Origin of the sequence: Flavobacterium sp. CLA17, from assembly GCF_013112255.2 — a bacterium.
In the GTDB taxonomy this organism is placed as follows: Bacteria; Bacteroidota; Bacteroidia; order Flavobacteriales; family Flavobacteriaceae; genus Flavobacterium; species Flavobacterium circumlabens.
This window is the reverse complement of record NZ_CP068294.1, coordinates 4,105,504-4,119,221: the sequence shown is the minus strand read 5'-3', so window position 1 is coordinate 4,119,221 and position 13,718 is coordinate 4,105,504. Positions and strand designations below refer to the sequence as shown.

Annotated in this window: 9 protein-coding genes; 8 read left to right on the top strand and 1 reads right to left on the bottom strand. The window is 34.9% G+C overall.

From position 1 onward, the window contains the following. Positions 1–3: 3 nt before the first annotated feature. From HAV12_RS16950 to HAV12_RS16925, 6 genes are all read left to right on the top strand, one after another. Complete coding sequence (locus tag HAV12_RS16950) at positions 4–2,190, top strand: peptidase domain-containing ABC transporter (RefSeq protein WP_171570711.1); 2,187 nt, start codon at positions 4–6, stop codon at positions 2,188–2,190. Further along, the gene (locus HAV12_RS16945; protein WP_171570710.1) at positions 2,183–3,505 is read left to right on the top strand and encodes an HlyD family efflux transporter periplasmic adaptor subunit; all 1,323 of its coding nucleotides are present in this window, start codon (positions 2,183–2,185) and stop codon (positions 3,503–3,505) included. The genes HAV12_RS16950 and HAV12_RS16945 overlap by 8 nt, the downstream gene beginning before the upstream one ends. A 237-nt stretch (positions 3,506–3,742) precedes the next feature. Continuing rightward, a complete protein-coding gene (locus tag HAV12_RS16940) occupies positions 3,743–5,359 on the top strand; it encodes a CTP synthase (RefSeq protein ID WP_171570709.1) in 1,617 nt (538 codons plus the stop codon). Between the two features lie 75 nt (positions 5,360–5,434). Then, on the top strand, positions 5,435–7,342 hold the full coding sequence (gene yidC / locus HAV12_RS16935) for a membrane protein insertase YidC (protein ID WP_171570708.1): 1,908 nt from the start codon (positions 5,435–5,437) through the stop codon (positions 7,340–7,342). A gap of 94 nt (positions 7,343–7,436) precedes the next feature. Then, complete coding sequence (locus tag HAV12_RS16930) at positions 7,437–8,156, top strand: toxin-antitoxin system YwqK family antitoxin (RefSeq protein ID WP_171570707.1); 720 nt, start codon at positions 7,437–7,439, stop codon at positions 8,154–8,156. A 149-nt stretch (positions 8,157–8,305) separates the two neighbouring features. After that, positions 8,306–8,863: a DUF4956 domain-containing protein gene (locus HAV12_RS16925; RefSeq protein ID WP_171570706.1), complete on the top strand. Its 558-nt coding sequence runs from the start codon at positions 8,306–8,308 to the stop codon at positions 8,861–8,863. On the opposite strand, the gene HAV12_RS16920 is transcribed toward HAV12_RS16925, so the two are convergent. Next, the gene (locus HAV12_RS16920; protein ID WP_171570705.1) at positions 8,864–10,741 is read right to left on the bottom strand and encodes a PEP/pyruvate-binding domain-containing protein; all 1,878 of its coding nucleotides are present in this window, start codon (positions 10,739–10,741) and stop codon (positions 8,864–8,866) included. A gap of 143 nt (positions 10,742–10,884) precedes the next feature. Here HAV12_RS16920 and mnmA point away from each other — a divergent pair, with 143 nt between their 5' ends. Further along, positions 10,885–12,072, top strand: a complete 1,188-nt coding sequence (mnmA, locus tag HAV12_RS16915; protein WP_171570704.1) for a tRNA 2-thiouridine(34) synthase MnmA — start codon at positions 10,885–10,887, stop codon at positions 12,070–12,072. Between the two features lie 43 nt (positions 12,073–12,115). Further along, positions 12,116–13,717 carry a S8 family serine peptidase gene (locus HAV12_RS16910; protein WP_171570703.1) on the top strand — a complete coding sequence of 534 codons (1,602 nt, stop codon included), beginning with the start codon at positions 12,116–12,118 and terminating at the stop codon, positions 13,715–13,717. Position 13,718: the final 1 nt, after the last annotated feature.

Below are 13,718 nucleotides of genomic sequence, written 5' to 3'. Positions count from 1 at the left end.
CAAATGTTCAATTTTCCACACGAGTTTCAGCTCGACTCAAAAGACTGCGGTCCTACTTGTGTAAAAATAATAGCCAAATACTACGGCAGGTTTTACAGCCTGCCGTTTTTGAGAGATTTATGCGGTATTACACGCGAAGGTGTCAGTTTTTTAGATCTTAGCGATGCTTGTGAAGCCATTAGTTTGCGGACAAAAAGTATTAAGATCGATTTCGACACATTGCGAACTATCCCTCTGCCGTGTATTGTGCACTGGCAGGATGGCCATTTTACAGTCGTGTATAAAATAACGAATAAGCAGGTGTTGGTTTCCGATCCGGCAAAAGGACTGATGAAATATACGCTGGCTGATTTTCAAAAAGGCTGGTTAAAGGAATCTAAAACAGGAGCTGTTTTGGCCATAGAACCCATGGCCGATTTTCAACAACGTTCTATAAACGATAAGTTAGAACGCCGTAAAACATTTGAAAATTTCTTAGGCTATTTCACTCCCTATAAAAAGAGTTTTGTAAACCTTTTTGTAGTGATGCTTATAGTAACAATTTTGCAGGCCTTTTTACCTTTTATTTCCAAAGCCGTTATTGATGTTGGGATTCAGACCAATGATTTAGATTTTATAGATCTTGTTTTAATTGCCAATATTACCATTATTGTAAGCATATTATTGAGCAATATGATCCGGGACTGGATTTTACTGCATCTCACCTCGAGAATTAATATTTCTCTGATTTCAGACTATCTGATTAAATTGATGAAATTACCCATTACTTTTTTTGAAAATAAGCTAATTGGAGATATTTTACAGCGGGCACAGGATCATGAGCGTATTCGGGACTTTATCATGAATAATTCACTCAATTTTTTATTCTCGATTTTAACGTTTTTCATTTTTGGAATCATCCTGTTTATTTACAGCCCTGTTTTGTGTTTCATTTATGTGTTAGGCAGTACATTATTTATTGCCTGGGTTTTGTTTTTTCTTCAGTTCAGAAAAAAACTGGACTGGGAATATTTCGATGTTCATACCAAAAACCAAAGTTACTGGGTGGAGACAATTGGCAGTATCCAGGACATTAAAATCAATAACTACGAAAAGCAAAAAAGATGGAAATGGGAAGCTTTACAGGTTCAGCTGTTTAAAATTGATCAAAAAATATTACGCATTACAAATGCTCAAAATCTCGGAGCCCAATTTATCAATCAGTTGACCAATTTAATCATTACTTTTTATTGTGCCAAAGCAGTAATAAAAGGGGACATTACTTTCGGAGTGATGATTTCAACCCAGTTTATAATCGGGATGCTAAATGGCCCTATTATGCAATTTATTTCTTTTGTACAGTCGGCGCAATATGCTAAAATCAGTTTTTTAAGACTCAATGAAATCCATGAATTAGAAGAAGAGGAAGAAAACGAAGTCAATAACAGTATCAGACTTCCGGAAGATAAAAGTTTGTTTTTGCGGAATGTCAGTTTTCAGTACAGCAGAAACAGTGATTATATTTTAAGCAATATTTCGTTAATGATTCCGGAGGGAAAAGTAACGGCCATTGTAGGAGATAGTGGCAGTGGTAAAACGACTTTACTAAAACTTATTTTAAGATTGTATAAGCCTACTCACGGAGAACTTTCTATGGGAAATTTGAATATTCAGAATATCAATTTAAAACAATGGAGAGAAAGTTGCGGCGCCGTAATGCAGGATGGGAAAATTTTTAGTGATACGATTCAGAACAATATTGTTTTAGATGACGAAAATATAGATTATGAAAGATTGAAAAAAGCAGTAACTGCAGCCAATATAGCAACAGAAATTGAAGCAATGCCAAAAGGATATCAAACCATGATGGGAGAGAACGGAAGAGGATTAAGCGGTGGGCAGAAACAGCGTGTACTAATTGCAAGAGCGTTATACAAAGATCCTGATTATTTATTTTTTGATGAGGCAACTAATGCGCTGGACGTTATCAATGAACAAAAAATTGTCATGGCATTAGAAGAAATTTTTAAGAATAAAACGGTCATTGTCGTGGCACATCGATTAAGTACAATTCGGAAAGCAGATCAGATTATAGTACTTAAAAATGGATTTATCAGCGAAATAGGAAATCACGATATGTTGATGACCAGAGAAGGCGGACATTATTATCAATTGGTAAAAACGCAAATAGGAGATACGGTAAATGGCTAAAGGATTTCATAAAACACTCAATGAAAACAGAACGGAAGAGGTGGCTTCAATAATTGAAAAAATGCCAACCAAATTTGGAACTGTTATTAGCGCCACCGTAATAGGTTTGGTTTTGCTGTTATTGCTTTTTGGGTGGTTGATAAAATATCCGGAAGTTTTAATGGGACAGATCGTGATCAATACACGACAGTCGCCTGTAAAATTAGTTGCCATGGCATCCGGAAATATTATGTTACTGCAACAGAACTCTGGTGCTAATGTAAAGGAAGGACAATATCTCGCTTATATAAAAAATGAAGCAAATTTAAAAGATGTTAGAGTACTGGATACTTTGCTCCGTACCATAAACATTCATAAAGTTACTTTTCAGAAACACCGTCATTTATTTCCTGAAAATTTTTCCTTAGGAGATATAAATAACAAATATTATAATTTTTTAAATGCCTTGTACCAATATCTGGATTATACCAATCAGCAGCCTTATGAGGTTCAAAAACAGATTAATCAAAAATTACTGGAATTACAGACCCGAAAATTTGAGCAGTTAAAAAATGATTTTGAAAATCAAAAGATTAAATATAAAGTTTCGCAGAGTCTTTTTTACAAAGATTCAACACTGTTCAGCAAAAATGTAACTTCCAAAGCAGATATTGAACATTCCATTATAGCAAAAGCAAACAGTGAACTGGATTTTAAAGCAATTGATATGGAAATTAATACTACAAATTATCAAATCAACGAAGCTCATAATAAAGCACAGGTCATTGCAATTGAAAAAACCGCCAGGGAACGAGAATTGATTATTGGAATGTTTAACAGTTATTATGATCTGATTGATGCCATAAAAAAATGGGAGCGTACTTATGTTTTCCTGTCACCAATAAAAGGCACAGTAGATTTCCTGAATTTTCTGAAAGACAACGATTACATTCAGACGGGTGAGGAATTGTTCAAAATAGTGCCTGATAAAAATCAAATGATTGGGCAGGTAAATTTACCTGAGAATGGTTCAGGGAAAGTCAAAAAAGGGCAAAGTGTAATTATAAAACTTAATAATTATCCTTACAATGAATATGGTTCCATAAAAGGGAAGGTCAGAAGAATATCCCTCGCTACAAATCAGCAGACGCTTTCCGATAATCAAAAGAAAGTAAACTCCTATCTTGTGGATGTGGATTTGCCGTATGGTTTAAAAACAAATTACGGTGTAGCACTAGATTTTCGTGCCGAAGCCAAAGGATCTGCCGAAATAGTGACCGAAGACAGAAGATTAATTGAGCGGTTCTTTGATAATCTTCGCTATAAATTGAAATAAAAATGAAACTCTTAATTTTTTCTCAAACCTAAGAATTCTACCCTGAAATTCCAGAAACAAATAAACAGATTAATTAAAAATTAGTCCGTTTAAAATCTAAAATTACGGATTACGGAAACAAGTAATCAATCTGTTTATAAATTTGCAAATTATCTCATTCTGTAATTGATAAATTGTCCAATTAAATTTGTACTTTTGCCAAGTTTTTTACACAACTACAATACAAACAACAACAGAATGAATCAGACAAAATATATTTTTGTTACAGGCGGTGTGACTTCTTCTTTAGGAAAAGGAATTATCGCAGCATCTTTAGCAAAATTGTTACAAGGAAGAGGGTATCGTACAACTATTCAAAAATTTGATCCGTATATAAATGTAGATCCGGGTACGTTAAATCCATATGAGCATGGAGAATGTTATGTGACTGATGATGGTGCTGAAACTGATTTAGATTTAGGCCACTACGAGCGTTTTCTTAACGTTCCTACTTCTCAGGCCAATAACGTTACTACAGGTAGAGTTTATCTTTCCGTTATTGAAAAAGAAAGAAGAGGAGAATTTTTAGGAAAAACGGTTCAGGTTGTTCCTCATATTACAAACGAAATCAAAGACAGAATGCAATTGTTGGGTAAATCCGGCGATTATGATATTGTGATTACTGAAATTGGCGGAACGGTTGGTGATATTGAATCCCTGCCTTACATTGAGTCTGTTCGTCAGCTGGTTTGGGAATTGGGAGAAAACAACGGAATTGTTATTCATTTAACATTAGTGCCATTTTTGGCTGCTGCAGGGGAGTTAAAAACAAAACCGACGCAGCACTCCGTAAAAACATTGATGGAAAGTGGTATCAAAGCTGATATTCTGGTTTGTAGAACAGAGCATGAACTTTCAGATGAATTGCGTAATAAATTAGCCTTATTTTGTAATGTAAAAAGAGAAGCAGTAATTCAGTCTATTGATGCTTCAACGATATATGAAGTTCCTAATTTAATGCTTGAAGAAGGATTAGATGTTGTGGCTTTAAAAAAATTAGATCTTCCTAAAAAAGCAGCACCGGATTTAAAAAACTGGAATACTTTTTTACGCCGATTAAAAAATCCAAAACATACCGTAAATATTGGTTTGATTGGAAAATATGTTGAAATGCAGGATTGTTACAAATCTATATTGGAAGCATTTATTCATGCAGGAGCTTCAAATGAAACTAAAGTAAATGTAATTTCGATACATTCGGAACACATTAACATTGATAACGTTGAAGAAAAATTAGGAACTCTTGACGGAGTTTTGGTTGCACCTGGTTTTGGTGAAAGAGGTATTGAAGGAAAAATTGAAGCAGTTCGTTTTGCACGTGAAAATAAAATTCCGTTTTTCGGAATTTGTTTAGGAATGCAAATGTCAATTATCGAATATTCCAGAAATATTTTAGGTTATGCAGAAGCGAATTCTACAGAGATGAATGAGAATACAAAACATCCTGTGGTGAATTTGATGGAAGAACAAAAAACGATTACAGACAAAGGCGGAACAATGCGTCTTGGAGCCTGGAAATGTGATATTAAACCCAATACTTTAGCACATAAAATTTACGGTCAAAAGACAATTTCAGAGCGTCACCGTCACCGTTATGAGTACAATAATAAATATGCCGACGAATTGCAAAAAGCAGGTTTAATTGCTTCGGGAGTAAATCCGGATACTGGTTTAGTTGAAATTATAGAGCTTGAAGATCACCCGTTTTTCATTGGTGTACAATACCATCCGGAATACAAAAGTACAGTTGCCAATCCACATCCTATTTTCGTAAACTTTGTGGCCGCAGCGGTAAATTCACATAAAAAACAATAATTAATATTCTGAGAGGATGTAACTTTTGAGTAAAACTCAGACCAATAACCTTAACGAATAACTTTTTTAAATATAATGGAAGAAAAAAAATTTGACCTTAATTCAATCATTGGTTTTGTATTGATATTTGGAATTTTGATTTGGATTATGTACCAAAATCAACCTTCTGATAAAGAGATTGCTGCTGAAAAAGCCAAGAAAGAATTAGTAGCGAAACAAGGAGCTCAGGCTAAAGCCGATAAAACTAAAACAGCCGTTTTACCAGTTGCTGCAGTGACACCGGGTGATACCGTTCAGCTGGCACAATTGCAAAAAACATTAGGTGGTTTTGCTTATTCAGCTACGCTTCCTACTGCAAAAGAAGGTTTTACTACTCTTGAAAATGATAAGATAAAACTTAAAATCGCTAATAAAGGTGGTTATATAGTGGAAGCTACATTAAAAGAATTCGAAAGATTTGAAAAAGGTTCAAAACAATTAGTAGAATTAATCAAAGACAATAACTCTAATTTAAATATTGAGTTACAAACCACTGATAACAGGACTTTAAATTCTAAAGATTTGTTTTTTGAGCCAACATTAACGAAAGTTGGTGCTGATCAGGTTTTGTCAATGCGCTTAAAAGCGGGAGCTAACGAATTTTTGGAATACAAATATATTTTAAAACCAAACGATTATTTAGTTGGCTTTGATATTCGTTCCCAAGGTTTGAATAAAGTTTTAAATTCTGCTAAACCATTAGATTTACAATGGGATTTAAAAACGTACAGAAATGAAAAAAGTGTTTCTATAGAAAAGCGTTTTGCTGAAATTCAGTATGAATATGATGATGAAAAATATAATTATGTAAGTCCTAATGGTGTAGGAAAAGAAGAAACTCCTGAAAAAGTAAGTTATATAGCTTTCAAACAACATTTTTTTACCACTATTCTATCTACAGACAAGCCATTCGCGACATCTAAATTACAATCGGATGATTTAGTTAAAGATGAAAAAATTGATACGGCTTTTATTAAACAATTTAGAGCAATCATTCCTTTGGCTTTTTCTAATGGAGAGATTGACTACAAAATGAGTTGGTATTTTGGACCAGCTGATTATAAAACATTAAAATCTTACGATAAAAATTTCCAAAAAATTATTCCATTAGGATGGGGGATTTTCGGATGGATCAATCAATGGATTTTCATTCCGTTATTCGGATTCTTAAGCTCTTATATCGCTTACGGAATTGCGATTATCATCTTTACAATTATTATTAAATTGGCCATGTCGCCAATTACCTATAAATCATTCCTGTCACAGGCTAAAATGAAAGTTTTACGTCCTGAAATTACAGAGTTGGGAGAAAAATTCAAAAAAGACCCAATGAAGAAGCAACAGGAAACAATGAAATTATACAACAAAGCGGGCGTAAACCCAATGGCAGGATGTATCCCGGCATTGATTCAGCTTCCGTTTATGTATGCGTCATTCCAGTTTTTTCCATCAGCTTTTGAGTTAAGACAAAAAAGTTTCCTTTGGGCAGACGATTTATCTTCTTTTGATGCCGTTGTAAAATTGCCGTTTCATATTCCGTTATACGGAGATCATATCAGTTTGTTTCCAATTTTGGCAGCAATTGCAATTTTCTTCTACATGAAAATGACATCAGGAGATCAGCAAATGGCAGCGCCTCAGCAGGAAGGTATGCCGGATATGGCTAAAATGATGAAAATCATGATTTACGTTTCCCCATTAATGATGTTGATCTTCTTCAACAGTTATGGTGCAGGTTTGAGTTTGTATAACTTTATATCAAACTTAATTACGATCGGAATTATGTTTGTAATTAAAAATTATATTGTGGATACGGATAAAATCCACGCTCAGATTCAGGAAAACAAATTGAAAGAGCCTAAAAAACAAAGCAAATTTCAACAACGTCTTCAGGAAGTAATGGAACAACAGGAAGCTACAAAAGCTCAGAATAAAAAGAAATAAGTTCTTAAAAAAATCTCGATTTATCGGGATTTTTTTATACCTGTGATATACTTTATAAAGTACAATTTCGTTTAATCTTTAAATTGAACATAAGATGATTTTAAAAAAAATAATATTCGGACTGGCACTATTGAACGCGTTCCTGGTAAGTGCCCAGGCAGACATTAATAAACTGGATGCCAACGGTAAAAAAGACGGTCTGTGGAAAGGTACTTATGAAGTTTCCAAACGTCCCCGATATGAGGGAACGTTTATTCACGGAAAAGAATCGGGAATATTTAAGTTTTTTGATGATACCAAAAGAGGCGATGTAGTGGCCACGCGCGATTTTAGTGCTAACGATGGAAGTGCTTACAATATTTTTTACGATCAGAGTAAGAATAAAGTAAGTGAAGGAAAGGTAATTGGTAAAAATTACGAAGGAGAGTGGAAGTATTACCATAAAGCCTCGAAAGTACTAATGACAATTGAAAATTATAAAAATGGGAAGTTGGAAGGCGTACGAACTGTTTTTTATCCAAATGCTAAAATAGCGGAAGAGATAACGTATGTGAATGGACAGAAAGAAGGAATTTATAAAAAATACGGGCAGAACGGAGTTATATTAGAAAAGACTACTTATAAAAATAATCAGTATAATGGTGATGCTGTTTTCTATGATTCTGATGGAGTAGTGGCTTCTGAAGGAAAATTTCTTAATGGAAAAAAAGCAGGAATTTGGAAATTCTACTTAAAAGGAAAACTAACCAAAGAAGTTAATATGAGTGATCCTAAAAGCAGTTATAAGGCGGACTCGAAGCCTAAGATGGAATAGATTTATAATAGTCCGCGATGCGGACTTTTTTTTTGCCCCGAATTTTGTATGACTATATTATTATAAGCAGAAATTACAAAAATTCGGGAAAATTAGTGAAATTCGTGGCAAACTTTTTTCTAAATTTGATTCACTAATATTTACTGTAAATGGATTTAAGCGAGCTTTCCGGAAGATTTTTGTTGCTGTTTTTTTCAATCCTGATTCTTTACTTTTTTTCGAACAGAAAAGATAATGAAACCATAAATCCCTTGATGGTTATCGTGGGACTCTGTACTTTTTCGCTCTGTTATTTATTTACCAAAATAGAAATAGGAGTCGGAATTGGCTTTGGTCTGTTTGCTATTTTTTCTATTTTAAGATTCAGGACACAGTCATTTACAGTAAATGCCATCATCTTTCTGTTTGCTACCATTACGCTTTCTATTTTGGATATTATGTATCCGTATGAAAAAATAGAAGTGCTGCTGTTTTTTCAGTTGATTATCATCGGTTTTTATATCATTGCTTCGGTACTGGTCAATAAAAAAGCGTCTAAATTCCTGAATACTGTTGAGTTGAAAATTGTGTTAGAAAACAGCTTTGTTTTAGTTCCTGAAAATATCAGGAAATCTATTCAGGACAAAATTAAAATTGACGATTTCGATTTTAAAATTGTTAGGATTAATAGCATTTCAAACGAAATTGATCTTTTGGTTTTTTATTAATTATTCATTAAATGGGCGAACTTGTTTGATGTACAAATCTCTGTTTTCTCCAACAATCTTGAATTCAATATCAACAGGATGAAACAAGTTTTTTCTCCAGTAACGATACATTTTAGAATCAATTTTATTGCTGACAAGAAAAAGAGTACTGATTTCCTTTCTTGTCAGTAAGGGTTCGTTCCTATTCAGGTTTGAATTAGACGTATAATCCACATCAAAATCGTCAGCGCCGGTTCCGGTATTAAAATGATAGATCACAAACTGCTCGCAGATTTCCCCTTTTTCCGGTTTTACAACAGAGTTCTCTCCTTTTTGAACATTGACTGTAATGCCTGAGAAATTTTTCCTGAAAATGTTTTTGGTGATAATAACGCCATTGGCCAGTTCATCAGGAAAAGAACGATGCACCAGTACGCCCATGGCAATACTCTGCTGATCGATTCCAAAAAGCTCTCTTTCCGTGTAGGAAGCTTCATTCCACGTACTTGCCCAGACTTGTTTGATCGCTTTTTCAAAAGTCTTTACACTGTCACCGATTATTCCAGTTTTAGAATCATATAATCCCGCACCATTAAAATCAGCCATATCTTCTGCATTCGTTGAAGATCGGAATCTGAAATTTTTGAAAGCAGTATTTTTGAAAGTCTGATTCAGTTTTGCTATTAAATGAGGATCAATAGGTTCTTTCTTTATGGCATCGCGTATTTTTTTCAATTGTTTATGGATCCATAGCACAGAATCTTTGTGTGGATAAGCCAGAAGTTCCTGAATTAAAGGGGAAATAGATTTTTTCTGAATATGACTTGTGTAAAAGTAAAACGGAATCGCATGAGCGTTTTCGGGTGTCTTAAACGGAATTTCTTTTGAAATGGCGATTAAATAGGACAGGTTTTGTGCTTTCGAGCCAATGTAATTCACGCCTTTTTTTTGGATTTTATCCAAATCAACCAAATTAGTCACGCTATTGTCAACAATTAACTTTTTCTTTTTCTTAATTGTCTTTTGAGTTATTTTTTTGGTGGATTCTTTGATATAAAAAGTGTCAACAGCAATCTTGAGTTCTACCTTTTTTGAAAGTAGTTTTTTGATATTGGCATCTTTCAAAACAGTAGTATAAGCCATAATCGGAATCTTTCTGTTTTTGCCTAATAAGACTAAATGGCTTAAGGGAGTTTGCAGCTCGTTTACAATAATTCCTCTTACATTAGGTAAGATATCCGGCGTACCATCCAGAATAATAATTTCATCCGCATGAGGCGTGATACTTTCTAATTCCTTGATTTTATATTGTTTTAAGATCCCAACATTGCTTCCGGAAACCACTTCCTGATAAGTGATTTCATCAAAAATATAATTCGATCTGACGCAGGGGATTTTAAATTTATTTTCCTGATTCCACTGCAGTTTTTCAGGATTGTTCAGATAGAATTTTAAATCTTTACCCATAAAAGCAGACTGAACAACCAGATTGTAAAAACGCTCTATCAATACAATAGGCATGTGATCTGAAGCAGCCAGTTCGAAAACCCATTTCTCTGTTCCTTTTATATGATTCAGATTTCCCAATAAAAAATCCCTGCCTTTTTCCGTGTCGCTGTAATTATCGTCATTAAAAACATCCAGACCTTTGGTATAGCCCAAATAGTCCGTAACAAAATCATAGTGTAAGCGAATAAGAGTACTATTAAAATAATACATTTTTTGGCTTTTCAGATCATAAATCACTTTTACCGATTCAATATTGGAGAATTTATCAGACAACGGTTTTCCTTTGAATGCTTTATACGACTGATAATTTTGTAGGGTCGGCGTATAATTTTGAGCATTCAGAGTGGTAAAAACGATAAAGAAAATAATACTGTAAACCTGTTTTGACATGGTGCTGTAATTGATTGATTAAAAGTAATTAAAAAAAGCAATAAGTTTTATCTACTGCAGGATTATATAAACTAATCAAAACAATGACAATTATATAGATTTTGGCTTACCTTTGCACCCTTGTAAAATATAAACGAGTTAAGATGAAACGTGTAGTTGTTGGACTTTCCGGAGGAGTTGATTCTAGTGTTGCCGCTTATTTGCTGCAACAGCAGGGATACGAAGTTATTGGTCTTTTTATGAAAAACTGGCATGATGACTCGGTTACTATTTCTAATGAATGTCCGTGGTTAGAAGATAGTAATGATGCTTTATTAGTAGCTGAAAAACTCGGAATACCGTTTCAGACCGTTGATTTGAGTGAAGAGTACAAAGAAAAAATCGTTGACTATATGTTCAATGAATACGAAAAAGGAAGAACTCCAAATCCGGACGTGCTTTGTAACCGCGAAATCAAATTTGATGTATTTATGAAAATTGCCTTAAGTCTTGGTGCGGATTACGTAGCAACAGGGCATTATTGTCAAAAAAATGAAATCGAAGTTGACGGAAAACCGGTTTACCAATTAATAGCAGGTGCAGATAACAATAAAGATCAGTCCTATTTTTTATGTCAGCTGTCCCAGGAACAATTGGCAAAATCATTATTTCCAATTGGTGCTTTAACCAAACCGGAAGTTCGCGAAATTGCTGCCGAAATGGATTTGGTAACTGCTGAAAAGAAAGATTCCCAGGGACTTTGTTTCATTGGAAAAGTCCGTTTACCGGAATTTTTACAACAAAAATTACAACCGAAAGAAGGTAAAATTGTTCAGATTGACAAAAACGATCCGATTTATGCGATCGAAAAACCTGTTGGTCTGTCTTTAGAGGAAGAGTTGAAACTAGAAGCTCAGAAACTAAACTATGTTCCGACAATGGGAAAAGTAGTAGGGAAACATCAGGGAGCGCATTATTTTACAATCGGACAAAGAAAAGGATTGAATGTAGGAGGAACAACAGACCCGCTATTTATAATTGCGACTAATGTTGAAACCAACACTATTTATACCGGTTTAACAAGCCAGCACCCTGGTTTATTTAAGAAAGCCCTATTTATAGAAAAATCCGAAGTACACTGGATTCGTACTGATCTTGCTTTGAAAGCAGGAGAAAGCATGGAAGTAATGGCCAGAATTCGTTACCGCCAGCCTTTGCAAAAAGCAACCCTGTATCAATTTGAAGACGGAATGTATATTCGTTTTGACGAACCGCAATCTGCCATAACCGAAGGACAATTTGCAGCCTGGTATTTCGATAATGAATTAGTTGGTTCGGGAGTAATTTCTTAGCTTTATACTTTTTAAGAAGGTTTTAGCCTTTAAAAAGTAAACTATGAAATATAACTACCTCTTTTTGTTATTGTTACTTTCTTCTGCAATGTTTGCACAGGAAGAAGATGCCTGGGTGTATTTTAACGCCAAACCAAACGCACAAACGTATTTGAATACTCCTTTGCAGATACTTACGCAGCGGTCTTTAGATCGTCGTACCAATCAAAACATTGCCTTAAGTATTACTGATGCTCCGATAGAAAAAACGTATGTCAGCCAGGTAAAATTAAGTACGGGAATTACCATAATGGCGCAATCTAAATGGCTGAACGCACTCCACATTCGCGGAACTCAGGCGAATATCAATGCTTTAAAAAACTTAGCCTTTGTGGATAAAGTGGTTTTTGCAGATAAAACGTTAAATACGACTTCAAAAAAAGTACAAAGTAATAAAAGGGCACAAACCAAAGATAAGCTCAAAACGGCCATTAATTATGCCTACGGAACTTCGGCAAATCAAATACAAATGCTAAACGGTCAGGTTTTGCATCAGCAAAATTATACCGGATCAGGTAAAGTAATTGCTGTTTTGGATGCCGGTTTCCCGGGAGTAGATACGGCTCAGCCTTTTCAGAATCTTATAAGTAATAACCGAATCCTCGGAGGTTATGATTTTGTATCCCGAAATGAAAATTTTTATACGGGAGATGATCACGGTACCATGGTACTTTCAACCATGGGAGGCTATAAAGAAAACGCTTTAGTAGGAACCGCTCCTGATGCTTCGTATTATTTATTCATTACAGAAAATGATGCTTCAGAAAACCCGGTTGAAGAATCACTTTGGGTTGAAGCAGCAGAAAAAGCCGACAGTTTGGGCGTAGATATTATTACAACATCCTTGGGTTATTTTGAGTTTGACAATGTCAATTACAGCCACACTTATAGTGATATGAACGGAACAACCAATTTTATTTCCCGTGGTGCTGAAATGGCTTTTAACAAAGGAATTATTGTAGTCGCTTCGGCCGGTAATGAAGGAAATACAGCAGAGCCGCATATTGGTGGGCCGGCAGATGCAGCTTCAGTGATTACAGTCGGTTCCGTTACAGCTTCAAAAGTGAGATCCTCTTTTAGTTCTGTAGGTCCAAGTTTTGACAATCGTATCAAACCCGATGTTATGGCACAGGGAACAGCAGCGGTTGTTTCGGATACTTCCGGCTCTATTGTCACGATTAACGGTACCTCGTTTTCATGTCCTATTATGGCCGGTATGATTGCTTGTTTGTGGCAGGCTTTTCCGTCTAAAACCAATCAGGAGATCCGACAAATGCTTCTCGAATCTTCAGATCGCTATAGTGCCCCGACCAATACGTATGGTTACGGAATTCCAAATTTTGGGACTACTTTAGGGGTGGAGAATTTTGAAATTCCTGTTTTTTCGGTCTATCCAAATCCGGTTAAAACTACGGTTTCATTTTCATTTCCGGATCAAAGTACAGCCTCAGTAGCCATTTATTCTGTTTTAGGGCAAAAAGTGATCGAGAAACAAATTACAAATCAAAATCCGATTCTTTCTTTACAGTCCTTAAAAAGCGGACTTTACTTTTATGTTTTTGATGCAGAAGGAATACACAAAACAGGAAAGATTATCAAACAATAAC